The sequence below is a fragment of the Sphingobium sp. FW306-1B-F04DB genome (assembly GCF_058781925.1).
Genome location: NZ_JBYSXE010000014.1, coordinates 36,988 through 60,321, shown reverse-complemented (window position 1 = coordinate 60,321; position 23,334 = coordinate 36,988). Strand labels below are relative to the sequence as shown.

The following is a 23,334-nucleotide window of genomic DNA, read 5'->3' as shown; positions in this document are numbered from 1 at the left end:
GCCATTGCGCGCGGGCGCGAAAGTCGCTTCCTCTTGTCCGCTGCGCTCGGGGCTGGCAAACGTGCGCACCATCATTGCTTTGAGGATCCGTCTGTGCCCAGTCTGAAGCCGCTTTTCGTTTGCACTGCTCTGCTCGCGCTTTCGGCCTGCGCCGGACAGGAAAACCAGATCATGAATGGCGGCATTACCGCCGTGCGCTCGGCGTGCCCCGGTGTGGGCGTGCCTGCCTATACGGGCGACATCACGATCTTCAACCCGGCAACGAGTCGTGACGCGAGCGCGATCGACGTCGTTGCGACGCTCACCAATGTGCGCACGACCTGCGACGACACCGGCGCCGAGATCGCCGCCAACGCGACGTTCGATGTCGTGGCGACGCGGAGCAATACCAGCGGCGCGCGCGAGGTCGTGCTGCCCTATTTCTCGACGGTGGTCCGGGGTGGGCGTGCCGTGATATCCAAGCGCGTCGGCCGTGTCGCGCTCCGCTTCGAGGACGGCCAGGCGCGCGCGCAGACCAGCAGCTCGGCGAGCGCCGCGATCAGCCGCGCGGCGGCGACGCTGCCGCCCGATATCGAGCAGCGCATCACGCGCCGCCGCAAGGCGGGTGATGCCGATGCGGCGATCGATCCGATGGCGATCCCCGAAGTCCGCGACGCGGTTGCGCGCGCGAGCTTCGAGCTACTGATCGGCTTCCAGCTGACGAATGAGCAACTCCGGTACAATGCGACGCGCTGACGCGCGCTTACTGGCATTGTTTTGGGCGGCGTCGGGCCTCGTGCCCGACGTCGCGTTCGCCGGGCCGGCCGCGTTCGATGTGGTCGTCGATGATTCCCGGGCGCCGAAGGCAAGCTACGCCTTTCACGTCAGGGCACGGATCATCGACGCCGACGGCACCGAACGCGTTTCGGAGCTGGTCGAATGGCGGCAAGACGGGCGAGTCCGCGTTGAAAGCGAGGGCGCGCGTCATCTGGCCGATTGCACCACCCGAAAGGGATGGTCGGCGCAGGGCAAAAAGGTCGTCGAAGATCGAGAGATCTGGAAGCATATATGCGGCATAACGCCGTCTCCGCTGCAACGTTCGGAGATCGAGGTCGAGGGCGGGGTCACCAGGCTTGCGGACGGCACGCGGCTCGTCGTGGTGCCGGACGCAGGCTTTGAGCGGTGGATTCGCCTGGATCGCGACAATGTGATCATGGCGGTTTCCTATCGTCCCTTTAGCGAGGGAAGAGGGCCCAAGGGTTGGGCAGTGGTTGACTGGATCGAGCGTTGTCCTTTGCCCCGGCAGCTTCTTGTGCCGGACAATCTTGCCGTCCGGGCAGAATTTCGGTGTGCCGCCGGCTACCGCGAAACGTTGGCCGATCCCATGCTTGCCGAGGGCTTTCGTCTCTCTCGCTGGAATGACGAGGATCGGATCGGCGCCATTTTCGAAGAAGGATTTGGCGATGACGATATCAGCGAGCGCCTCGAACAGGCTTTGCAGGAAGTCGAGCGCGCTGCGGGGGCCGATTCGATCGCTTATGCAGAGGCGCTGATCTGGGGCGGGCTGGGGTGGTACGAACGCGACGAAAGGCAGCGCAGCATTCCCTATTTTCAGAAGGCATACGCACTCTACGAGCGTCTCGTTGCCGAGGAACATCCGCTCCGCACGCTCGCGCTCAACACACTGGCGGATGCGACCGCGACGTCGCGGCAATGGTTCGGAGCGGCAGAAGCCAGTCGGCAATTTCGCGCCATCCATCGGGGACGGCTCGCGGGCAATGGGCCCGACAGCCCGGTCACGATCATGTCGCTGGCACAGCTCACGCAACGACGCATCGAGCATGCGGAGCTGGATCCCTCGTCGCCCGAATGGCCCGAGATTGTCGCCGAGCTGCAGCGCGCGCACGATTTGCTCGTCCGGACCCAGGGCGAGGACTGGCGCGACGTGAATCCGCTGCGTGATCTTCTCGTCGCGATGTACTCGGAGGCAAAGCAATTCGACCGTGCACTGGCATTGCTGGATGCCGTGGAGAAGGTCGAATTGGCGGTGGATCCTGTCAAACTGCTGGGCGGGCCGGATCTGGACGCTATCCGGCTCGATATCCTTGAACGTGCGGGGCGCACACGCGAGGCGGCCGAACTGCGCGAGAAAATGCGCATTGACGAGGCTGATCCGGAAGGCGAGCACGAGCTGACGCCGACAGCCTGAGTGCCTTGCATCGGGCGTGTCCAGGTGGATCGACGCCGTCGCTGCTAATCTCGTTGACTCGGGCAAGGGCGAAGGGCATGGGATTCGCGTCATCGGCGGGAAACCGCCGGGGATCGCGCGGGAGAGCGCTTTGCGCGCAAGTGCAAGGCCGCCGAAGGAGCAACCGCCCCGGAATCTCTCAGGTCAAAGGACCGCGCGGGCCCGTGACACTCTGGAAAGCGTTCCGGCGAAGGCCGGAACCACCGAAGGGGTAAGCCCGGTCCGTTGGACCGCGCGAAAGCTCTCAGGTCCCGTGACAGAGGGGGCAATGAAGCGACGGCACGAATCCGTGTATCGCCTCATTGACCCTGATCGACGTGACGGAGTGCAAGATGACCGAAGCCGCAGAAGATACCATGAGCCCGTTGCCGCTTGACGACTGGCATCGTGCGCAAGGCGCCCGCATGGTGTCGTTTGCGGGCTATGCGATGCCGATCCAGTATGAAGGCATCATGGCCGAGCATCTCTGGACGCGCGAGAATGCGGGGCTGTTCGACGTCAGCCATATGGGACAGCTCAGCTTCACCGGCGAGGAGGCCGACAAGGCGCTCGAGGTGCTGCTGCCCGGCGAGATCCAGGCGCTGGCCGTCGATCGCATGCGCTATTCGCTGCTGCTCGACGCGACCGGCGGCATCCATGACGACCTGATGGTAACGCGGCTGCCGGGGGCAGGCGCGTTCGGCGATGCCGACATCTACATGGTCGTCAATGGTGCGACCAAGTTCGATGACATCGGCTATCTGCGCGAGCACCTGCCCGACGAGATTTCCATGAACCACATGGAGGATCAGGCGCTGCTGGCGCTCCAGGGCCCCAAGGCGGTGACGGCACTGTCGCGCATCGTGCCAGGCGTGGAGCAGCTTTATTTCATGCAGGCGGGGGCCTTTGAATGGGACGGCGCGGCGCTCTGGGTCAGTCGCTCGGGCTATACCGGCGAGGACGGCTTCGAGATTTCGGTGCCCGCCGACAAGGTCGAGGCGCTGGCACAGGCGCTGGTCGACCAGGACGAGGTCAAGCCGATCGGCCTTGGCGCACGCGATTCGCTGCGGCTCGAGGCGGGGCTGCCGCTTTATGGCCATGACCTGAGCCTCGACACCGATCCGGTCTCCGCCGACTTGACCTTCGCAATGCAGAAGCGCCGCCGCGAGGAAGGCGGCTTCATGGGCGCCGACGTGATCCTGAAGAAGCTCGCCGATGGTCCTGCGACGAAGCGCGTCGGCCTGGCGATCGAAGGGCGTTTGCCGGCGCGCGAGGGCGCGGAAATCCACGCCGGCGATACGAAGGTCGGCACCGTTACCTCGGGCGGCTTTGCGCCCAGTGTCGGTGCGCCGATCGCCATGGGCTATGTCGATGCGGCGCATGCCGCGGTCGGCACGCGCCTCCAGATCGAAGTTCGGGGCAAGCGGATCGACGCCGTCGTCGCACCGATGCCCTTCGTTCCCCATCGCTATCATCGCAAAGGAGCTGCGAAATGAGCCGTTATTTCACCGAGGATCACGAATGGGTCGACGTCGAGGGTGAGGTCGCGACCGTCGGCATCACCGACTATGCGCAGGAGCAGCTAGGCGACATCGTGTTCGTCGAGGTTCCCGATGAGGGCAAGGAAGTGTCCAAGGGCGATGATGCCGCCGTGGTTGAATCGGTGAAGGCCGCATCCGACGTCTATGCCCCTGTCTCGGGCACGGTAATCGAGGGCAATGCCCAGCTTGAGGAGGACCCCGCGCTGGTCAACACCTCGCCCGAGGAAGATGGCTGGTTCTTCAAGATTACCCTGTCCGATGCCTCCGAACTGGACGGGCTGATGGATGAGGCCGCCTACAAGGCGTTCATCGCCAAGCTGTAAGCCAACCGCGCTGGAAGGGTCGGGGATGGTCAACACGACAAGCAAATGGGACGCGGCGGATTACGCCAGGAACGCGGCCTTTGTGCCTGCGCTCGGCATGCCCGTCGTCGAACTGCTCAAACCCCGGCCCGGCGAGCGCATCCTCGATCTTGGCTGTGGCGATGGCGTATTGACCGAAGCGCTGCTTTCAGCAGGCGCGGAGGTCGTGGGTGTCGACGCCTCGCCAGAGATGATCGCAGCCGCCAAGGCGCGCGGCATCGACGCCTATGTGAAGGACGGGCAGGCGCTCGACTTCGATGGCGAATTCGATGCCGTGTTCAGCAACGCTGCGCTCCACTGGATGCTCGATCCCGCTGCCGTCGCCGCCGGCGTTTTCCGGGCGCTCAAGCCCGGTGCGCGCTTCGTCGGCGAACAGGGCGGCCATGGCAATATTGTGCAGCTTCGTGCCGGCCTCCGCGCGGAGCTTGTCGAACGGGGCTATCCGGTGCCCGCCGAGGACCCGCAATGGTATGCGACGCCCGAGGAATTCACGCGCATCTATAGCGAAGCGGGCTTCACCAATATCGAGGCGTGGCTGATCCAGCGTCCCACGCCTCTGCCCGCAGGCGCCGCTGCATGGTTCCAGACCTTCCGCGCGGGTTTCCTCGATGCCGCCCAGGTTCCCGAAGAGGCCCAGGAAGAGGTCGCAATGGCGGCCGAGGCGCGCATCGCACCCGCCCTGCGCCAGCCTGACGGCAACTGGGTTGCCGATTATGTCCGTTTGCGTTTCACGATGAGAAAGCCCTTTTGATGCGTTATCTGCCACTCACTCCCGAGGATCGCGGCGCGATGCTCGCCAAGGTCGGCGCGAAGTCGATCGACGATCTTTTCATCGATGTGCCGCGGGCGGCGCATCTCGACGGCCCCATTGCCGGCCTGCCCGGCCATGCCAGCGAACTCGCCGTCGAGCGGCACCTCTCGGCGCTGGCTGCCAGGAACATCGCTGCGAGCCAGATTCCCTTCTTCCTCGGCTGTGGCGCCTACAAGCATCATGTGCCCGCTTCGGTCGATCACCTGATCCAGCGCGGCGAGTTCCTGACCGCCTATACGCCCTATCAGCCCGAGATCGCGCAGGGCACGCTTCAGATGCTGTTCGAGTTCCAGACGCAGGTCGCGCGCCTTTATGGTTGCGACGTCGCGAACGCCTCGATGTATGATGGCTCGACCGCGTGCTGGGAGGCGATAGTTATGGCGCGCCGCGTCACCAAACGCGGCAAGGCGATCCTGTCGGCCGGGCTTCACCCGCATTATGTATCGGTCGCGAATACCATGGCCAAGTTCACCGGCGACGTGCTCGAGACCGTGGTGCCAGAACTGACCGCGGAGACCGATGCCGAGCGCCTGCTTGCCACGATCGACAAGGATACGTCGTGCGTTGTCGTGCAGTATCCCGACATTCTCGGCCGCATCACCGATCTCGCGCCGATCGCCGCCAAGGCGCATGAGAATGGCGCACTGCTCGTCGCGGTCGTCACCGAGCCCGTGGCGCTGGGTGCCTTGAAGTCGCCGGGAGAAATGGGCGCCGACATCGTCGTTGGCGAAGGCCAGTCGATCGGCGTCGGTCTCCAGTTCGGCGGGCCCTATGTCGGCCTGTTCGCGTGCCAGGAACGTTTCGTGCGCCAGATGCCCGGCCGGCTTTGTGGCGAGACCGTCGATGCGGAGGGCAAGCGCGGCTTCGTGCTGACGCTTTCGACGCGCGAGCAGCATATCCGCCGCGAAAAGGCGACGTCCAACATCTGCACCAATTCGGGGCTTTGCGCGCTCGCCTTCTCGATCCACATGACGCTGCTGGGGGAGAAGGGGTTGCGGGATCTGGCGACGCTCAACCACGCGCTCGCGGTGAAGGCTGCCGAGCGACTGGCCAAGGTGTCCGGCGTCGAAGTCGTCAACGACAGCTTCTTCAACGAGTTCACGCTGAAGCTCTCGAAGGAAGCGCGCCCGGTCGTCCGCGCGCTCGACCAGCGGGTGCTGGCGGGCGTTTCGCTCGGCAGACTTTATCCGGGCGTCAAGGCGCTCGAGAACGGACTGGTGGTGGCCGTCACCGAAACCACCACGGCGGAGGACGTCGAAACCCTTGCATCCGCGCTTGAGGAGGTGCTGGCATGAGCATGAACCGCGAAGGCCGCCCGACGCGCCCCGAAACCGCCGCCGAAGCCGCCGGCAGGACCTTCACCGGCAACCGCGCGCTGATGCTCGAGGAAGCCCTGATCTTCGAGATCGGCGACACGCACACCACCGGCGTCGACCTTGAAAAGACGCCTGCGGTCGCGAGCCGTCTCGGCGGGCTCGAGCGCAACCGCACAATCGGCCTTCCGGGCCTGTCCGAGCCCGAGACGGTGCGCCACTATACGCGCCTCAGCCGCCAGAATTACGCGATAGACCTCGGCCTCTTCCCGCTCGGCTCGTGCACGATGAAGCACAATCCGCGGCTCAACGAGAAGCTGGCACGGCTGCCGGGCTTTGCCGATATCCACCCGCTCCAGCCGGTCGACACCGTGCAGGGCGGGCTCCAGCTCATCCACGAGCTGGCCCACTGGCTGTGCACGCTGACCGGCATGCCCGCGGTCGCGATGAGCCCCAAGGCGGGTGCGCATGGCGAGCTGTGCGGCCTGCTCGCAATCCGCTCGGCGCTCCAGGCGCGCGGTGACGCGCGTCAGGTCATCCTCGTCCCCGAAAGCGCGCACGGCACCAACCCCGCGACCGCGGCATTCTGCGGGTACAAAGTCGAGGATATCCCCGCGACCGCCGATGGCCGCGTCGATCTGGAAGCCCTGAAGGCACGGCTCGGGCCCGACGTCGCTGCGGTGATGATCACCAATCCCAATACCTGCGGCCTGTTCGAGCGCGACATGAAGGCGATCTCGGACGCAGTGCACGCGGCGGGCGCGCTGGTCTATTGCGACGGCGCCAACTTCAACGCGATCGTCGGTCGCGTGCGACCCGGCGACCTCGGCATCGACGCGATGCACATCAACCTACACAAGACCTTCTCCACCCCGCATGGCGGTGGCGGTCCGGGTGCGGGCCCGGTGGTGTTCTCCGAAGCGCTCGCGCCCTTTGCGCCGCTGCCCTTCGTCGAGAAGAATGGCGAGGGCTATCGCTTGGTCGAGGAGGAGACCGCCGAACAGCATCACGCGCAGAGCTTTGGCCGGATGACCGCGTTCAACGGCCAGATGGGCATGTTCACGCGTGCCCTCAGCTATATCCTCAGCCATGGCGCCGACGGTCTGCGCCAGGTCGCCGAGGACGCGGTACTCAACGCCAACTATGTGCTGCGCAGCCTTGAGGACGTTCTCGACGCGCCCTTTGGACACAGCGGACCATGCATGCACGAAGCGCTGTTCTCCGACGATGGCTTTGCCGAGGGCTTCACCACGCTCGACGTCGCCAAGGCGCTGATCGATGAGGGCTATCATCCGATGACGATGTATTTCCCGCTCGTCGTTCACGGCTCGATGCTCGTCGAGCCCACCGAAACCGAGAGCAAGGCGGCGCTCGATCAGTTCATCGGCGCGCTGCGCTCGGTGGCCGAGCGCGCCAAGGCGGGCGACGAGGCGCTGAAGGGCGCGCCGCACTTCGCCCCGCGCCGCCGCCTCGACGAGACGCTCGCCGCGCGCAAGCCCGTGCTTGTGTGGAAGGACACGGAAATCGCCCAGGCGGCCGAATGACCTACAGCCAGCGGCGAACGCGAGCCTTGTAATGACGATAACCGTCCCCGAATTTCGCTTCGAGATAGCGTTCTTCGCGGGCAATCACCTGCGTTTGGATGACGATCAGGGCTATCGGCAGCGCAAGGAGCGCGGCGACGCTGTCGAACATCAGCGCGATGCCGGCATGGCCGATCGCCATCGCGAGATACATGGGATTTCGCGTATGGCGGTAGAGTCCGGTCTCGACGATCGCGGTGGTCGGCTTCCAGGGCTCGGGATTCGTTCCGACCCTGCGAAAGCCGATCGCGGCCAGCGTAATGATCGCAAGGCCGGCGGCGAGCAGCGCGCCGCCAATATAGGGATGGAAAGGGGCGATGCCGAAGCCGGGCAACCCCAGCCACTTGCCCGCCGCGAGACCGAGGAACAGGAAGCCCAGATAAACCAGTGGCGGCGGAAAGCGTATCCCCGCCTCATCCTTCGTCGTCACCATGCGCGTCCTCCCGCCAGGCTGCCCGGATCGTCACTATATGGCAGGGTACCGATGACGGACAGAGTGCGCGCATGAGTGGCGGGTCGGGATCCTCGCCGAACGGCGGGGCGGGCCATGTCCCGCCCTATATGCCCGGCGATCTGGAGGGCGAGGCCAAGCGGCATGCGCCCGCGACGCTGCGCAACCGCGACTTCATCGTCGAAGTGCTGCGCGGCGTGCTGCCCGCGCGCGGTACCGTGCTCGAGATCGCGAGCGGCACGGGCGAGCATGCGATCCATTTCGCGCGCGCCTTTCCCGCGCTGACGTGGCAGCCCAGCGATCCCGACTCTGACGGGCGGCATTCAATTGCAGCATGGGTGGCGGAAAGCGGGCTCGCCAATGTCCGCCCGCCGCTCGATCTCGATGCCGCGGCATCCGACTGGCCGACCGGCCGGGTCGACGCGATCCTGTGCATCAACATGGTTCATATCAGCCCTTGGGTCGCAACACAGGGTCTTATGAGCGGTGCGTCCGCGCGCCTCGCGCCGGGTGCACCCCTCTATCTCTATGGCCCGTATCGGAGGGCGAACGTTCCAACCGCCGAAAGCAACGAGGCGTTCGACCTGTCTCTCAAGGCGCGCAATCCCGAATGGGGGCTGCGGCATGTGGATGATATGATCGCGCTCGGCGCCGGGCACGGGCTGGCGTTCGAGCGGCTGGTGGAAATGCCCGCCAACAACCTTTCGCTGATCTTCCGAAAGCGCGGCTGAAGGCGGACTGCGCTTACATGGCGCGGTCGCCGGCTTCTCCGACGGACTCGATATCGCGGCCAAGGCCCTTGACGGTGGCGCAGGCACTGAGCGCCATCGCGGTGATGGCAAGAATGGCGATGGCGACGGTCTTTTTCATGCGGGTTACCTCGATGCGGACTGTTTCGACGACCGCATAGCCGATTCCGCTCGGCGGTCGAATACGAAAAGCGCCCCCCGCGCGATGTAGCGTTGGTCGCCCGATCTTGGTCCCTGGTCGCAAAAACCGATGTGCGGGGCGCGTTCGGGCGTAGGTCGAAGCGAGAAGGCGCGGATGTGCCGAAAATCGCGGGACCGACTAGAATGAAGATTCTGTCCATTGCGCTGTCGTTCTGCATGGCAGTGGCGCTGCCTCACGGGTTTTCGGCGGCCTGTGCCGGCGAACCGGACGCGACCGGACATCGACGGGCCGATGTCGATGAATTGCTCGCCGCTGATCGCGCCTTTGCCGCGGCCGCAGTCGATCAGGGCGTCCTGGCAGGCTTCGGTGCGATGTTCGACGCTGATGTCATCTACACCACCGAAAGCGGCCGGCTGTTTCGCGGCAAGCACGCCGCGATTGCGGCCATTGCCGCGGATTCGGCGATGGCGGGCGCGAGCATTGACTGGCGCCCGGTGCGTGGCGGCATTTCCGCCGACGGACGACACGGATTTTCCTTTGGCTTCATGACCCGCCACGGCGCCGATGGCCGGACGACGCCGCTCAAATATCTCGCCTACTGGATCAAGGGCTCGGACGGGTGGCGCGCTGCCGGCTATAAATATACGCGCCGGCCGGAGGGCGCGGTGGCTGGAGAGACGATGGCGCCGCTCCTGCCGGGGCATGCCGTTGCCTTCGATCCCGCTGGCGAACGACGGCACGCCGCCGGGCTGGCAGCCGCTGAAAAGGGTTTCTCCGACGAGGCGCAATCGATGGGGCTGGCAGAGGCCTTTGCGAAGAACGGAACCGCCGATTCGATGAACATGGGGCGAAAGGCCGGATTCACGATCGGTTCGGACAGTATCGGGCGCGAGCTGTTCGGCGCGCCGCGCCCCGGGAGCCCGATCGAATGGTCCTCCGACGGCGTGCGCGTTGCGTCGAGCGGCGACCTTGGCCTGAGCTGGGGCACGATCCGCGCGCACGACGCCGATGCCGCCGAAGCCTTTGCATTTTTCACGATCTGGCGCCGCGACGATACCACTGAACCCTGGCGCTACGTTGCGGAGTAAAGGTGCACTTGCATTTCAATCTCGCTGGCGGGAAAGCGGCGCGATGCAATCCACACCCGAAATCGATGCGCTCGAGAATCTCGACACGCGCCTTCGCTGGCTGTCCGCCTGGACGATCCACAACGCCAATCATGTCCGCGAGAGCCGCGACGGAATGAAGGTCGGCGGGCATCAGGCGAGCTGCGCCTCGATCTCGACGATCATGTCCGCGCTGTATTTCCATGCGCTCGGCCCCAACGACAAGGTCGCGGTGAAGCCGCATGCGGGGCCGGTGCTCCACGCGATCCACTATCTGCTCGGCAACCAGTCGCTTGAGCAGCTTCAGGCGTTTCGCGGGCTGGGCGGCGCGCAGAGCTATCCAAGCCGGACCAAGGACCGGATTCCGGTCGACTTCTCGACGGGTTCGGTGGGGCTGGGCGTGGCGATCACCGCCTTCGCCAGCCTCGTGCAGGACTATCTGATCGCGCATGGCGGTCTGGCCGAGGCGGACGCGGGCCGGATGATCGCGCTCATGGGCGATGCCGAACTGGACGAGGGTAATATCTACGAATGCCTGATCGAGGCCTATAAGCACCAGATCCGCAACTGCTGGTGGATCGTCGACTATAACCGCCAGTCGCTCGACGCGACGACCGCTGACCGCATGTTTCGTCGTTTCGACGACATCTTCGAAACCTGCGGCTGGCGCGTGATGACGCTGAAGCACGGCAAGCTGCAGCAGGCTGCGTTTGCCGAAGAGGGCGGCGAGGCGCTGCGCGAGTGGATCGACACCACGCCCAATGCCGAGTTCGCCGCGCTGACCTATCAGGGCGGAGCGGCATGGCGCGAGCGACTGCTGCGCGATCTGGGCGAGATGCCGGGCATGAAGGCGCTGCTCGACCGGCGCGACGATGCCGCGCTGGCGCGGCTGATGACCAATCTTGGCGGGCATTGCATTCAATGCCTCGTCGAGGCGTTCGATGCCTGCCAGGATGACATCCCGACGGTGTTCATCGCCTATACCGTTAAGGGTTACGGGCTGCCCTTTGCGGGCCACAAGGACAATCATGCGGGCCTGATGAACCCCTCGCAGATCGAGGGGTTGCGCGACGAGCTCGGCATTGCGGCGGGCGCTGAGTGGGAGCCCTGGGCGGGGCTCGGCGACAATGCCGCCACAGCAGCACGCGCGCTGGCCGAGCAATCGCCGCTGGCGCGCGCAAAGCGCGGCAAGGCTCCGACCGTGGAGGTCCCCGCGATTGCGGCGCCCACGGGCGAGGAGCAGTCGACACAGGCAGCGTTCGGCAAGATCCTGCTTGAGCTCGCCAAGGGCGGATCCGAGTTCGCGCGGCGCATCGTCACGACCTCGCCCGACGTCACCGTCTCGACCAATCTCGGCGCGTGGGTGAACCAGCGGGGGCTCTTTCGCCGTCAGGAACTGGAGGACGTGTTCCAGAAGGCACGCATCCCTTCCGCGCAGAAATGGGGCGGAAGCAGTGCGGGTCAGCATATCGAGCTGGGTATCGCCGAGAACAATCTGTTCCTGATGCTCGCGGCGCTGGGTCTGGCGGGTGACGTGTTCGGCGAGCGGCTGATCCCCGTCGGCACGGTCTATGATCCCTTCATCGCGCGCGGGCTCGATGCGCTCAACTATGCCTGTTACCAGGACGCGCGCTTCATGCTGGTGGCAACGCCTTCAGGGGTGACACTCGGGCCCGAAGGCGGCGCGCACCAGTCGATCAACCCGCCGCTGATCGCCATGGGACAGCCGGGGCTTCGCCATTACGAACCCGCCTTCGTCGACGAACTCGCGCTGCTGATGGCGGAGGGCTTCCGCCTGATGCAGGCGGCAGACGGCGAGAGCATCTATCTGCGCCTCACCACGCGCAGCATCGATCAGGTCGCGCGCGCGGATGACGGCTGGAAGGCCGATGCGATCAAGGGCGGATACTGGCTCGAGCGCCCGGCAGCCAACGCCGAGGCAGCGATCGTCTATTGCGGCGCGGTCGCGCCCGAGGCGCTAGCAGCGTGGACGGCGATGGCAGAGGAGATGCCGGGTCTTGGCCTCCTCGCAATCACCTCGCCCGACCTGCTCCACCGTGACTGGTCGGCGGCCGAGGCGGTACGCTGGAACGGCAGCAAGCGGGCGCCTTCGCATGTCGAGACACTGCTCTCCGCGCTGCCCCCGGGCGCGGGGCTGGTGACGCTGCTGGACGGATCGCCCGCCGCGCTTTCATGGCTGGGCGGGGTCCGCGGCCAGCGTGTCGTGCCGCTGGGCACCGACCGCTTCGGCCAGACGGGCGACCTGCCCGATCTCTATCGCGCATACCGGCTCGATGCCGATGCGGTGACCGAGGCGATGGCGGGGCTGCTGGCCTGACCCGGCAAGCTCAGCCGACGCGGTAGGGCACGACGTCGCGCCGGTCCGGGTCGATGCGGATCGCGCGGTCGGCGGGCGGAAAGGCGCGCTGGTCGCAATCGGGGCGCGGGCATAGCCGGCAGGAAATGCCGATTGGGGTCGCCGCGCCGACCACGTCGAGGCCATCGGCATAGATGAAATCGCGCGCATGCTCGACCTCGCAGCCGAGCGCGACCGCATAGCGACGCGGGGTGCGCGCATAGCTGCCCGAAGGCTTGACCAGCCCCTTGGCCATTTGGACATAGCGCACGCCATCGGGGGTCTCGGCGAGCTGGACGAGGATGCGGTCGGGTATCGCCACCGCCTCGTGCACGATCCACAGGGGGCAGGCGCCGCCGAAACGCGCGAACTGGAGGCGTGTCGCCGAATGGCGCTTGGTGATGTTGCCTGCCATGTCGACGCGGCAGAAGAAAAAGGGGATGCCGCGCGCCGCGGGACGCTGGAGCGTCGAGAGGCGATGACAGGCCTGCTCGAAACTGACCGAGAAGCGCTGGCAGAGCCGGTCTATATCGTGGCGCAGCGCGCGCGCGGCGGTGCGGAAATCCTCATAGGGCATCAGCAGTGCGCCGGCGGCATAGTTCGCCAGTCCAACCGCGAGCAGGCGCCGCGCCTCCGCGGTGCTGAGCGCGGCATTGTCCGCGATGGCGGCAATGTCCTCCTCGAACTCGAGCGCGACGAGCTGGTGCGCGAGGAAGAAGCGCCGGCTTTCGGGCGGAAGCGCGGGGGACAGGGCGAGGCGGTGCTTCGCGCGGTCGAGCGCGCGCAACGGCGCGGCCGCAGCGTCGCTGACAGTGTCGATGCCGATGCCGTGGGCGGTACGCAGCCGCCCGATCATCGCGGGTTCGCCGGGGCCGATCAGCGCCGCCAGCCCCTCGCAGCGCCGGTCGAGCAGGTCAACATAATTGCCCGCCTCGTGAAACCAGTCGCGGATCTCCTCCCAGGGGAGGCGGGTGGCACCGCCCGACACCCCGCTCGACATCGTCTCCTCGACCATCTGCAGCCGTTCGCCGGCATGACGATAGGCAGCGTGGAGCGCGACGAAGCGGTCTGCGAAATGGGGCTGCTGCTCGGCAAGCTTCTCGATGGCTTCGGGGGGCAGCGGGGCTTCGGCGAAGAGCGGGTCTTCGAGTGCGGCACGAAGCTGATCGAAACGGTGCGCCGTGTCGTCGGTCGCGAAGGCCTCGAGCGGGTAGTGCCGGCCAAGGGCTACGAGCACCGCCGAGGTCATTGGCCGGTCGTCATTTTCGAGCTGGCTGAGATAGCTGACCGAGATGCCGAGGCGCTGCGCCATGGCTGCCTGACCCAGACCTGCGCGCTGGCGCAGTGCGCGGAGGCGCTCGCCAGCGAAGAGTCGTTTGCGTATGGCCCAACTCCGTCATTCCTGCGAAGGCGATGTCAGCCTACTTCGCAATTCTATCATTCGCAACTTTGCAAATTCACATTTGCATCACCATGCGAAGCTTGAAAGAGCGCAGGTTCGGTACAGGTGAGGAATCCCATGCAGGCAATTGTCGAACAGCTCGAAGCAAAGCGCGCGGCGGCGCGGCTTGGCGGCGGACAGAACCGTATCGATGCGCAGCACGCCAAGGGCAAGCTGACCGCGCGGGAGCGAATCGATGTGCTGCTCGACGAGGGCTCGTTCGAGGAGCTCGACATGTATGTCGAGCATAACTGCGTCGATTTCGGCATGACCGAGCAGGTGATCCCCGGCGATGGCGTGGTGACGGGCTCGGGGACGATCAACGGTCGCCTCGTCTATGTCTTCAGCCAGGATTTCACGGTCTTCGGCGGCTCGCTGTCCGAGCGTCACGCGCAGAAGATCTGCAAGATCATGGACATGGCGCTGAAGGTCGGCGCGCCCGTGATCGGGCTCAACGATTCCGGCGGCGCGCGCATCCAGGAGGGCGTCGCATCGCTTGGCGGCTATGCCGAGGTGTTCCAGCGCAACGTACTCGCATCGGGCGTGGTGCCGCAGCTCAGCCTCATCATGGGGCCATGCGCGGGCGGCGCGGTCTATTCGCCCGCGATGACCGACTTCATCTTCATGGTGAAGGACAGCTCGTACATGTTCGTGACGGGCCCCGATGTCGTGAAGACGGTCACCAACGAGGTGGTGACGCAGGAGGAGCTTGGCGGCGCGGTCACGCACACCACCAAATCCGGTGTCGCCGATGTCGCGTTCGAGAATGATATCGAAGCTCTATGGGCGGCGCGGACCTTTATCGACTATCTGCCGCTCTCCAACCGCGAGGAAGTGCCCGAGCGACCGACCGCCGATCCCTATGACCGGTTCGAGGAAAGCCTCGACACGCTGGTCCCGGCGAATGCAAACCAGCCCTATGACATGCACGAGCTGATCCGGAAGACGGTCGACGAGGGCGATTTCTTCGAGCTTCAGCCCGCGCATGCCGGCAATATCATCATCGGTTTCGGGCGGATCGAGGGGCGTACCGTCGGCATCGTCGCCAACCAGCCGATGGTGCTCGCGGGCTGTCTCGACATCAATTCGTCGAAAAAGGCGGGGCGCTTCGTGCGCTTCTGCGACGCGTTCGACATTCCGATCATCACCTTTGTCGACGTGCCAGGCTTCCTGCCGGGGACGCAACAGGAACTGAACGGCATCATCAAGCACGGCGCCAAGCTGCTCTTCGCCTATGCCGAGGCGACGGTGCCCAAGATCACCGTGATCACCCGCAAGGCCTATGGCGGGGCCTATGACGTCATGGCGTCAAAGCATCTGCGCGGCGACTTCAACTACGCCTGGCCAACCGCCGAGATCGCGGTGATGGGCGCCAAGGGCGCGGTCGAGATCATCTTTCGCGGTAAGACCCCTGAAGAGATTGCCGCGCGCACCGCTGAATATGAAGCGCGCTTCGCCAACCCATTCGTCGCGGCTTCGAAGGGCTTCATCGACGAGGTGATCGCCCCGCACTCGACGCGCAAGCGCATCGCGCTAGGGCTGCGGAAGCTCAGGAACAAGCAGCTCGAGAACCCGTGGAAGAAGCATGACAATATTCCGCTGTGATCGGGAGAACCCTTTTGGATTTGTTCGCTTATTTTTGGCTTGGCATGGTTGTTGTCGTAGGCGTCGGAAATGTTGTGTGGGGACTTAACGATTTGAAGGTCGGTTCCGCTCGCTTTTCTTGGATGAGCAGTAGGGCAGATCGAAATGAAGAGCCCTTCGAGTTCTGGATGGCGGTTGGCGGGAAGTTTCTCGGCGGCTTAGTCGCCTGCTTCTTGTTCTATTTCGGTTTAGAAATGTTCAAATGGTGATTTGAAATGAATCTTGGAAGATTGAACCATGTCGGGGTCGCGACTCCCTCGATCGAGAAGTCGATCGCGCTCTATCGCGACCTGATGGGTGCGACGAAGATCCATGAGCCCTTCGACCTGCCGCCGCAGGGCGTGCGCGTGTGCTTCGTCGATACGCCCAACAGCCAGATCGAGCTGATCGAGCCGCTGGGCGAGAATTCACCGATCCTGAAGTTCCTCGAGAAGAATCCGCTGGGCGGGCAGCATCATGTCTGTTTTGAAGTGGCAGACATCCATGCCGCCAAGGCCGAGATGGAGGCCAAGGGCGCCAAGGTCCTCGGGGAGCCGCGCATCGGTGCGCATGGCACACCGGTCATTTTCGTCCACCCCAAGGATATGGGTGGTGTGCTGGTCGAACTGATGGAAACGCCGAAGGACGTGCATTGAGTTCCTCCTTCTCCCTTGATGGGAGAAGGATACGGAGCCTTGCCGGTGGAACCGGCCAGGCGGAGTTGGATGAGGGTGATGGTCGAAGCCGGCGCGCGTGCCGGGGTCACCCTCACCCGGCTACGACTAGGCAGCAAGCTGCCAAGTCTTCGCATCCCTCTCCCATCAAGGGAGAGGGCAGTTGGGAAGGACGCGCTTTGACCTACGAAACGATCAGGTTCGATGTTGCAGACGCCGTTGGGACGATCACGCTCAATCGGCCGGAGCGGCTCAATGCCGCGCCTCCTAAGATGTTCGATGAAATCCGCGACGTGCTCGGCGGCGTGGAGGCGGCGGGCGTTCGCGCGCTGGTGATCACGGGCGAGGGTCGGGCGTTCTGCTCGGGCGCCGACCTTGCCGGGCGCGACGGCGATCAATCGATTTCGGGTGGCGCACGCGCCAGGACGGCGCTGACCGCAAGCTACAATCCCACCATGCTCGCGCTGTCGCGGGCGCCGGTGCCTATCGTCACTGCGGTCAATGGCGCGGCGGCGGGTATCGGCTGTTCGTTGGCGCTGGCGGGCGATTTCGTGCTTGCCGCCAAGTCGGGCTATTTCCTTCAGGCATTCGTCAATATCGGGCTGGTGCCCGATGGCGGCGCGAGCTGGATGCTCTCGCGGCTCGTCGGCAAGGCGCGCGCGACCGAGATGATGCTGCTCGGCGAGCGCATCCCGGCGGAAAAGGCGGAGAGCTGGGGACTGATCTACAAGGCGGTCGACGACGCGGTGCTGATCGAGGAAGCACAGCTTCTTGCGAAGCGGCTTGCTGCGGGCCCGACCATGGCGCTCGGGCTGATGCGCAAGGGCATCGCGGACGCGCTCGAGCAGGATTACGCAGCGGCGATGGCGGCTGAGGCCGAGCGGCAGAGCGTTGCTGGCGACAGCGAGGACGCCCGCGAGGGGACGATTGCGTTCCTCCAGAAGCGCAAGGCGGAGTTCAAGGGGAAGTGATCGCAAAGCCGGCCGTTCGTCCCGAGCGAAGTCGAGGACGTTCAGCACCGAGCAGGCATGTCTCGACTTCGCTCGACACGAACGGGTTATGGATCCAAGTGATGACTGACAAGCCGACCATCGCCGATTGGGAAACGCTCGCGGCCAAGGAGGTCAAGGGCAAGGACCTGACCTGGCATACGCCCGAGGGCATCGAGGTGAAGCCACTTTACACCGCGGCGGACGTTGAGGACATCGAGACGGGCCTGCCCGGCTTCGGTCCTTTCACGCGCGGCGTGCGTGCGTCGATGTATGCCGGCCGTCCCTGGACGATCCGGCAATATGCGGGCTTTTCGACTGCCGAGGAATCGAACGCCTTCTATCGCCGCAACCTCGCCGCCGGACAGAAGGGACTTTCGGTCGCCTTCGACCTTGCCACGCATCGCGGCTATGACAGCGATCATCCGCGCGTGACGGGCGATGTCGGCAAGGCGGGCGTCGCGATCGACAGTGTTGAGGACATGAAGATGTTGTTCAATGACATTCCGCTCGGCGAAATGTCGGTGTCGATGACGATGAACGGCGCGGTGATCCCGGTCCTCGCCTTCTTCATCGTCGCGGGCGAGGAGCAGGGCGTCCCGCAGGAAAAGCTGGACGGCACGATCCAGAACGACATCCTGAAGGAGTTCATGGTCCGCAACACCTATATCTACCCGCCCGAACCGAGCATGCGGATCATCTCGGACATCATCGGCTACACCTCGGCGCACATGCCGAAGTTCAACTCGATCTCGATCTCGGGCTATCACATGCAGGAGGCGGGGGCGACGCAGCTCCAGGAGCTCGCCTTCACCATCGCCGACGGCAAGGAATATGCGCGCGCCGCGATGGCATCGGGCCTTGATCTCGACAAGTTCGCGGGGCGCCTGAGCTTCTTCTTCGCGATCGGCATGAACTTCTTCATGGAGGTGGCGAAGCTCCGCGCCGCACGCAAGCTGTGGCACCGCGTGATGACCGAACTGGGCGCGAAGGACGAGCGCTCGAAGATGCTCAGGACGCATTGCCAGACCTCGGGCGTGTCGCTGACCGAGCAGGACCCCTACAATAACGTCATGCGCACCACGATCGAGGCGATGGCGGCGATGCTGGGGGGCACCCAGTCGCTCCACACCAACGCGCTCGACGAGGCGATCGCGCTGCCCACCGACTTCTCCGCCCGGATCGCGCGGAACACCCAAATTGTCATCCAGGAAGAGACGGGCATGTGCAATGTCGTCGATCCGCTTGGGGGCAGCTATTATGTCGAGGCGCTGACGCAGGAGCTCTACGAAAAGGCGTGGGAGATCATCGAACGCGTCGAGGCCGAGGGCGGGATGGCCAAGGCGGTTGCTGCGGGCTGGCCGAAGGCGATGATCGAGGAAGCCGCCGCCGCGCGGCAGGCGCGCGTCGACCGCGGCGAGGATGTGATCGTCGGGGTCAACAAATACCGGCTGAAGGACGAGGATCACATCGACATCCTCGATGTCGACAACCATGCGGTGCGCGAGGCGCAGATCGCGCGCATCAACAGCATGAAGGCGAGCCGCGACGAGGCGAAATGCCAGGCGGCGCTCGATGCGCTGCGGAAAGGCGCCGCGGGCGAGGAGAACCTGCTGGGCCTCGCGGTCGAGGCGGCGCGCCAGCGCGCGACGCTGGGCGAGATCAGCAAGGCGATGGAGGATGTGTTCGGCCGCTACGGCACGGTGCCGACGCCCGTGACAGGCGTCTATGGCGGCGCCTATTCGGATGATGATCGCTGGGCGCGCGTCATTGATGGCGTCGAGGCCGTCACGCGCCGCAAGGGGCGCAAGCCGCGGATGCTCGTCGCCAAGATGGGGCAGGACGGGCATGACCGCGGCGCGAATGTGATCGCATCGGCCTATGCCGATATGGGTTTCGACGTGGTGAGCGGGCCGCTGTTCCAGACACCGCAGGAAACGCTCGAACTCGCGCTCGAAAAGGATGTCGACGTGGTCGGCGCCTCAAGTCTCGCCGCGGGTCACAAGACGCTGATCCCCGAACTGATCAAGCTGCTCCGCGACGCGGGCCGCAGCGACATCAAGGTTGTCGCGGGCGGCGTCATCCCCGCACAGGATTATGACTTTCTGCGTGCGGCCGGCGTCGCAGGGATTTATGGTCCGGGCTCCAACGTGGTCGACAGCGCAGCCGATGTGCTGCGCCTGCTTGGTCACAACATGCCCCCGGGGGGGCTGGAGGAGGCTGCCGAATGAACGCTCATGCCTTGATCTTCGCCGCATTTGCTTCGCTGGCCGGAACAGCGCCGGCCGCGCTTGCCAACGAAGCGTCGCCTTATCAATCGATCACGCTGGACAAAATCCAGCCGGCCGAGGCGATCCAGAAATTCGCCGCGATCTGCCTTCCGGGCTTTCCCGATGCGGGCAAGTTCCGGACCGCCTTGAACAATTCGTCCGACCCCTATGTTCGCGTGACGACTGCGGATACCAGGAAACGGCAGTTGTGGCGCACCGACAGTGTGTATGTGAACTATGCGTTTGCGACGCCGGGCAAGACCGAACCCGCGGTGCCGCAGTGCAATTTCGACGCCGTGGCGCCCGATGCCGTCGACCGTGAATATGTGGCGCAATTGATCGAAAGAACGATCGAACGCGAAACAAAGGCAAGGACGCGGCCCGCGCGCAAGTCCGCCGAGGGCTATTACAGCTGGAGCTGGACCGTGAAGAAGCAGCCCGTCCGCCTGCTCTATATCTTCGGCGCGCCGCTCAAGCCGCATCAGATATCGCTTTCGCTTCAAGTCTGGAATGGAACTGAATGACCGTGCGTACCGACTGGACCCGCGAGGAAATCGCGGGTCTCTTTGACCTGCCCTTCAATGACCTGCTGTTCGAGGCGCAGACGGTCCATCGCGCCAGTTTTCCGCGCAACGAGGTGCAGCTTTCGACGCTGCTCTCGATCAAGACGGGCGGCTGCCCCGAGGATTGCGGCTATTGCAGCCAGTCGACCGAGGCCGAGAGCGGCCTGAAGGCGACCAAGCTGATGGATGTGCAGGCGGTGCTGCAGGCGGCGGCGCAGGCCAGGGATCATGGTTCGGGCCGCTTCTGCATGGGGGCCGCCTGGCGCAATCCCAAGGACCGCGACATGCCCAAGCTGGTCGAGATGGTGAAGGGCGTTCGGCAGATGGGCATGGAAACCTGCATGACGCTGGGCATGCTGACCGAGGGACAGGCCAGGCAGCTCGCCGATGCGGGCCTCGATTACTACAACCACAATATCGACACTTCCCCCGAGAACTACGCCAACGTCATCACGACGCGGACCTTCGAGGACCGGATCGAGACGCTGGAGAACGTGCGTTCGGCGGGCATCAACGTGTGCTGCGGCGGCATTGTCGGCATGGGCGAGACGCGCAGCGACCGGATCGGCTTTATCCACGCGCTCGCGACGATGCCGCATCCTGAGAGCGTACCGATCAATCAGCTTGTGCCCGTGAAGGGCACGGTGCTCGGTGACATGCTGGCGGATACGCCGATGGGCAAGCTCGACGAGATAGAGTTCGTCCGCACCGTTGCGGTCGCGCGTGTCACCATGCCGCATTCGATGGTGCGCCTGTCGGCGGGTCGCGAGAGCATGAGCGAGGCGTGCCAGGCTTTGTGCTTCATGGCGGGTGCCAATTCGATATTCACCGGCGACAAGCTGCTGACCGCGGCCAATGCGGGCGACGACAAGGATGCCGTGCTGCTCGCGAAACTGGGCATGGTTCCAATGGCCGCGCAGCCGCATGGGCATCTGGAAGCAGCGGAGTAAGAGACAGCACCGTCATGCTGAACTTGTTTCAGCATCCATGAACGCGGGCGATGCAGATTCTGACGGGACGGTGTTCATGGCCCCTGAAACAAGTTCAGGGTGACGATTGAGTGGTTTTGAAGGGACTGGAATGATAACCAAAATCCTGATCGCCAATCGCGGCGAGATCGCGTGTCGCATCATCCGCACCGCGCGGAAGATGGGCATCAAGACCGTGGCGGTCTATTCGGACGCCGACGCGCGCGCCCCGCATGTGCTGATGGCAGACGAGGCGGTCCATATCGGCCCGCCGCCCGCCGCCCAGTCCTATCTGATCGCCGACAGGATCATCGAGGCGTGCAAGGCGACCGGCGCCGATGCGGTGCATCCGGGCTATGGCTTCCTTTCGGAGCGCGAGAGCTTTCGCAAGGCGCTGGACGCGGAAGGCATCATCTTCGTCGGCCCGCCGGCGAATGCTATCGCGGCGATGGGCGACAAGATCGAGTCCAAGAAGCTTGCCAAGGAAGCGGGCGTCAACGTCGTCCCCGGCTTTGTCGGCGTGATCGACGACACCGAGCATGCGGTGAAGATCTCCAACGAGATCGGCTACCCCGTGATGATGAAGGCGTCGGCTGGCGGCGGCGGCAAGGGCATGCGGCTTGCCTGGAGCGAGCAGGACGTGCGCGAGGGCTTCGAGGCGACCAAGCGCGAAGGACTTGCCTCGTTCGGCGACGACCGCGTCTTCATCGAGAAGTTCATCGAGAGCCCGCGCCATATCGAGATCCAGGTGCTCGGCGATCAGCACGGCAATATCGTTTACCTCAACGAGCGCGAATGCTCGATCCAGCGCCGCCACCAGAAGGTGGTCGAGGAAGCGCCGTCACCCTTCGTGTCCCCTGAGATGCGCAGGAAGATGGGCGAGCAGTGCGTCGCGCTCGCGCGTGCGGTGGGCTATTTCAGCGCGGGCACCGTCGAACTGATCGTCTCGGGCGCGGACAAGACGGGCGACGGCTTCTATTTCCTAGAAATGAATACCCGCCTGCAGGTGGAGCATCCCGTCACCGAGGAGATCACGGGCTTCGACCTCGTCGAGCAGATGATCCGCGTCGCCAATGGCGAGAAACTGGCGTTCACGCAGGACGAGGTGAAGATCAACGGCTGGTCGATCGAGAACCGCGTCTATGCCGAGGATCCGTATCGCGGCTTCCTGCCTTCAACCGGGCGCCTCGTGCGCTACAATCCCCCTGAGACCGGCGACGGGGTGCGCGTCGACGACGGCGTGATCGAGGGCGGCGAAGTCTCGATGTTCTATGACCCGATGATCGCCAAGCTCATCACCTGGGCGCCCACGCGGCTCGAGGCTATCGACAAGCAGATCGAGGCGCTCGACCGTTTCGAGATCGAGGGGCCGGGGCACAATATCGATTTCGTCTCCGCGCTGATGCAGCATGAGCGCTTCCGCTCGGGCGACATCACCACGGGCTTCATCGCCGAGGAATATCCCGACGGCTTCACGGGCGCACCCGCGGATGCGAAGCTCCAGCGCAGCCTCGCCGCGATCGCAGCCTTCGCAGCCACCGCACATGCCGATCGCGCGCGGCGCATTTCGGGCCAGCTTGGCGACCGGCTGCAACCGCCCTCGCTATGGCAGGCCAAGCTCGGCGATGCGCTTATGGATGTCGCGATCGACTATGACGAGGTGCGTGTCGACGGCGAACTGCTCGACCTCGACCTGAGCTATACGCCCGGCGACCGGATCATCGAGGCCGAAGTCGACGGGCAGCCGCTTGCAGTGCGGATTGCGGGCATCCGTTCGGGCTTCCGGCTGACCACGCGCGGCAAGAGCCATGACATCCGCGTGCTGCCCGCGCGCATCGCGCGGCACGCAGCGCACATGATCGAGAAGATCCCGCCCGACCTTTCCAAATTCCTGCTCTGCCCGATGCCCGGCCTGCTCGTTTCGCTCAACGTGGGCGAGGGTGACAAGGTCGAGGCAGGCCAGCCGCTCGCAGTGGTGGAAGCCATGAAGATGGAGAACATCCTGCGCGCCGAAAAGGCGGGCGTGGTGAAGAGCGTGAGCGCCAGGGCAGGCGACAGCCTTGCCGTGGATGCGGTGATCCTCGAGATGGAGTGAGTATTTGAGTGTCATTCCCGCGAAAGCGGGAATCCAGACGATGCAGGAAGAAGAAGCTGGATCCCCGCTTTCGCGGGGATGACACAGTGAG

21 protein-coding genes and 2 riboswitches are annotated in these 23,334 nt (G+C 64.8%); of the genes, 18 read left to right on the top strand and 3 right to left on the bottom strand.

Going from position 1 to position 23,334, the window contains the following annotated elements:
- The first annotated feature begins 93 nt into the window (after positions 1–93).
- The 7 genes from AC3WJD_RS09105 (at position 94) to gcvPB (ending at position 7,777) form a co-directional block, all read left to right on the top strand.
- Positions 94–735: a hypothetical protein gene (locus tag AC3WJD_RS09105; protein ID WP_492746288.1), complete on the top strand. Its 642-nt coding sequence runs from the start codon at positions 94–96 to the stop codon at positions 733–735.
- The gene (locus AC3WJD_RS09100) at positions 722–2,188 is read left to right on the top strand and encodes a hypothetical protein (protein ID WP_492746287.1); all 1,467 of its coding nucleotides are present in this window, start codon (positions 722–724) and stop codon (positions 2,186–2,188) included. Before AC3WJD_RS09105 ends, AC3WJD_RS09100 begins: the two co-directional genes overlap by 14 nt.
- Before the next feature lie 108 nt (positions 2,189–2,296).
- A riboswitch (glycine riboswitch) is annotated at positions 2,297–2,392 on the top strand.
- Positions 2,393–2,497: riboswitch (glycine riboswitch) on the top strand. It begins immediately after the preceding riboswitch.
- Positions 2,498–2,559: 62 nt separating this feature from the next.
- On the top strand, positions 2,560–3,702 hold the full coding sequence (gcvT, locus tag AC3WJD_RS09095) for a glycine cleavage system aminomethyltransferase GcvT (RefSeq protein WP_492746286.1): 1,143 nt from the start codon (positions 2,560–2,562) through the stop codon (positions 3,700–3,702).
- Complete coding sequence (gcvH, locus tag AC3WJD_RS09090; protein WP_492746285.1) at positions 3,699–4,070, top strand: glycine cleavage system protein GcvH; 372 nt, start codon at positions 3,699–3,701, stop codon at positions 4,068–4,070. The genes gcvT and gcvH overlap by 4 nt, the downstream gene beginning before the upstream one ends.
- Before the next feature lie 25 nt (positions 4,071–4,095).
- The gene (locus AC3WJD_RS09085) at positions 4,096–4,860 is read left to right on the top strand and encodes a class I SAM-dependent methyltransferase (protein ID WP_492746284.1); all 765 of its coding nucleotides are present in this window, start codon (positions 4,096–4,098) and stop codon (positions 4,858–4,860) included.
- Positions 4,860–6,215 (top strand): aminomethyl-transferring glycine dehydrogenase subunit GcvPA, encoded by a 1,356-nt coding sequence (gene gcvPA, locus AC3WJD_RS09080; protein ID WP_492746283.1) that lies wholly within the window; start codon positions 4,860–4,862, stop codon positions 6,213–6,215. The genes AC3WJD_RS09085 and gcvPA overlap by 1 nt, the downstream gene beginning before the upstream one ends.
- Complete coding sequence (gcvPB, locus tag AC3WJD_RS09075; protein ID WP_492746282.1) at positions 6,212–7,777, top strand: aminomethyl-transferring glycine dehydrogenase subunit GcvPB; 1,566 nt, start codon at positions 6,212–6,214, stop codon at positions 7,775–7,777. The genes gcvPA and gcvPB overlap by 4 nt, the downstream gene beginning before the upstream one ends.
- A gap of 1 nt (position 7,778) precedes the next feature.
- Here the strand turns inward: gcvPB and AC3WJD_RS09070 are convergent, their stop codons facing one another.
- Positions 7,779–8,249, bottom strand: a complete 471-nt coding sequence (locus tag AC3WJD_RS09070) for a methyltransferase family protein (RefSeq protein WP_492746281.1) — start codon at positions 8,247–8,249, stop codon at positions 7,779–7,781.
- Between the two features lie 71 nt (positions 8,250–8,320).
- Between AC3WJD_RS09070 and AC3WJD_RS09065 the strand changes: the two genes are divergently transcribed.
- Positions 8,321–8,998 (top strand): DUF938 domain-containing protein, encoded by a 678-nt coding sequence (locus AC3WJD_RS09065; protein ID WP_492746280.1) that lies wholly within the window; start codon positions 8,321–8,323, stop codon positions 8,996–8,998.
- 13 nt (positions 8,999–9,011) lie between these two features.
- Here AC3WJD_RS09065 and AC3WJD_RS09060 read toward each other — a convergent pair whose 3' ends face one another.
- A complete protein-coding gene (locus tag AC3WJD_RS09060; RefSeq protein ID WP_492746279.1) occupies positions 9,012–9,137 on the bottom strand; it encodes an entericidin A/B family lipoprotein in 126 nt (41 codons plus the stop codon).
- Positions 9,138–9,340: 203 nt separating this feature from the next.
- Here AC3WJD_RS09060 and AC3WJD_RS09055 point away from each other — a divergent pair, with 203 nt between their 5' ends.
- Both AC3WJD_RS09055 and AC3WJD_RS09050 read left to right on the top strand, forming a co-directional pair.
- Entirely contained in the window at positions 9,341–10,246 is a 906-nt protein-coding gene (locus AC3WJD_RS09055; RefSeq protein ID WP_492746278.1) for a DUF4440 domain-containing protein, read from the top strand.
- A gap of 43 nt (positions 10,247–10,289) precedes the next feature.
- Positions 10,290–12,602, top strand: a complete 2,313-nt coding sequence (locus AC3WJD_RS09050) for a thiamine pyrophosphate-binding protein (protein WP_492746277.1) — start codon at positions 10,290–10,292, stop codon at positions 12,600–12,602.
- A gap of 10 nt (positions 12,603–12,612) precedes the next feature.
- Here the strand turns inward: AC3WJD_RS09050 and AC3WJD_RS09045 are convergent, their stop codons facing one another.
- On the bottom strand, positions 12,613–14,004 hold the full coding sequence (locus tag AC3WJD_RS09045) for a helix-turn-helix domain-containing protein (protein ID WP_492746309.1): 1,392 nt from the start codon (positions 14,002–14,004) through the stop codon (positions 12,613–12,615).
- Positions 14,005–14,139: 135 nt separating this feature from the next.
- Between AC3WJD_RS09045 and AC3WJD_RS09040 the strand changes: the two genes are divergently transcribed.
- The 8 genes from AC3WJD_RS09040 to AC3WJD_RS09005 all read left to right on the top strand — a co-directional run bounded on the left by AC3WJD_RS09040 (position 14,140) and on the right by AC3WJD_RS09005 (position 23,243).
- The gene (locus AC3WJD_RS09040) at positions 14,140–15,666 is read left to right on the top strand and encodes an acyl-CoA carboxylase subunit beta (protein WP_492746276.1); all 1,527 of its coding nucleotides are present in this window, start codon (positions 14,140–14,142) and stop codon (positions 15,664–15,666) included.
- Positions 15,667–15,680: 14 nt separating this feature from the next.
- Positions 15,681–15,914, top strand: coding sequence for a hypothetical protein (locus AC3WJD_RS09035; protein ID WP_492746275.1), 234 nt, complete (start codon positions 15,681–15,683; stop codon positions 15,912–15,914).
- 6 nt (positions 15,915–15,920) lie between these two features.
- Positions 15,921–16,340, top strand: a complete 420-nt coding sequence (mce, locus tag AC3WJD_RS09030; protein WP_492746274.1) for a methylmalonyl-CoA epimerase — start codon at positions 15,921–15,923, stop codon at positions 16,338–16,340.
- Positions 16,341–16,537: 197 nt separating this feature from the next.
- Positions 16,538–17,329 (top strand): enoyl-CoA hydratase-related protein, encoded by a 792-nt coding sequence (locus AC3WJD_RS09025; protein WP_492746273.1) that lies wholly within the window; start codon positions 16,538–16,540, stop codon positions 17,327–17,329.
- Positions 17,330–17,430: 101 nt separating this feature from the next.
- The gene (gene scpA / locus AC3WJD_RS09020) at positions 17,431–19,578 is read left to right on the top strand and encodes a methylmalonyl-CoA mutase (protein ID WP_492746272.1); all 2,148 of its coding nucleotides are present in this window, start codon (positions 17,431–17,433) and stop codon (positions 19,576–19,578) included.
- On the top strand, positions 19,575–20,141 hold the full coding sequence (locus AC3WJD_RS09015) for a hypothetical protein (RefSeq protein ID WP_492746271.1): 567 nt from the start codon (positions 19,575–19,577) through the stop codon (positions 20,139–20,141). The genes scpA and AC3WJD_RS09015 overlap by 4 nt, the downstream gene beginning before the upstream one ends.
- The gene (gene bioB / locus AC3WJD_RS09010) at positions 20,138–21,130 is read left to right on the top strand and encodes a biotin synthase BioB (protein ID WP_492746270.1); all 993 of its coding nucleotides are present in this window, start codon (positions 20,138–20,140) and stop codon (positions 21,128–21,130) included. The genes AC3WJD_RS09015 and bioB overlap by 4 nt, the downstream gene beginning before the upstream one ends.
- 130 nt (positions 21,131–21,260) lie before the next feature.
- Positions 21,261–23,243: an acetyl-CoA carboxylase biotin carboxylase subunit gene (locus AC3WJD_RS09005; protein WP_492746269.1), complete on the top strand. Its 1,983-nt coding sequence runs from the start codon at positions 21,261–21,263 to the stop codon at positions 23,241–23,243.
- Positions 23,244–23,334 lie beyond the last annotated feature (91 nt).

Excerpts from the sequence above, each read along its gene's own strand:
- AC3WJD_RS09005 (WP_492746269.1), top strand. The coding sequence starts at position 21,261 with ATGATAACCAAAATCCTGATCGCCAATCGCGGCGAGATCGCGTGTCGC.
- bioB (WP_492746270.1), top strand. The coding sequence starts at position 20,138 with ATGACCGTGCGTACCGACTGGACCCGCGAGGAAATCGCGGGTCTCTTT.
- AC3WJD_RS09100 (WP_492746287.1), top strand. The coding sequence starts at position 722 with ATGCGACGCGCTGACGCGCGCTTACTGGCATTGTTTTGGGCGGCGTCG.
- gcvPB (WP_492746282.1), top strand. The coding sequence starts at position 6,212 with ATGAGCATGAACCGCGAAGGCCGCCCGACGCGCCCCGAAACCGCCGCC.
- AC3WJD_RS09065 (WP_492746280.1), top strand. The coding sequence starts at position 8,321 with ATGAGTGGCGGGTCGGGATCCTCGCCGAACGGCGGGGCGGGCCATGTC.
- AC3WJD_RS09040 (WP_492746276.1), top strand. The coding sequence starts at position 14,140 with ATGCAGGCAATTGTCGAACAGCTCGAAGCAAAGCGCGCGGCGGCGCGG.
- AC3WJD_RS09015 (WP_492746271.1), top strand. The coding sequence starts at position 19,575 with ATGAACGCTCATGCCTTGATCTTCGCCGCATTTGCTTCGCTGGCCGGA.
- gcvH (WP_492746285.1), top strand. The coding sequence starts at position 3,699 with ATGAGCCGTTATTTCACCGAGGATCACGAATGGGTCGACGTCGAGGGT.
- scpA (WP_492746272.1), top strand. The coding sequence starts at position 17,431 with ATGACTGACAAGCCGACCATCGCCGATTGGGAAACGCTCGCGGCCAAG.
- gcvT (WP_492746286.1), top strand. The coding sequence starts at position 2,560 with ATGACCGAAGCCGCAGAAGATACCATGAGCCCGTTGCCGCTTGACGAC.
- AC3WJD_RS09060 (WP_492746279.1), bottom strand. The coding sequence starts at position 9,137 with ATGAAAAAGACCGTCGCCATCGCCATTCTTGCCATCACCGCGATGGCG.
- gcvPA (WP_492746283.1), top strand. The coding sequence starts at position 4,860 with ATGCGTTATCTGCCACTCACTCCCGAGGATCGCGGCGCGATGCTCGCC.
- AC3WJD_RS09055 (WP_492746278.1), top strand. The coding sequence starts at position 9,341 with ATGAAGATTCTGTCCATTGCGCTGTCGTTCTGCATGGCAGTGGCGCTG.
- AC3WJD_RS09050 (WP_492746277.1), top strand. The coding sequence starts at position 10,290 with ATGCAATCCACACCCGAAATCGATGCGCTCGAGAATCTCGACACGCGC.
- mce (WP_492746274.1), top strand. The coding sequence starts at position 15,921 with ATGAATCTTGGAAGATTGAACCATGTCGGGGTCGCGACTCCCTCGATC.
- AC3WJD_RS09085 (WP_492746284.1), top strand. The coding sequence starts at position 4,096 with ATGGTCAACACGACAAGCAAATGGGACGCGGCGGATTACGCCAGGAAC.
- AC3WJD_RS09070 (WP_492746281.1), bottom strand. The coding sequence starts at position 8,249 with ATGGTGACGACGAAGGATGAGGCGGGGATACGCTTTCCGCCGCCACTG.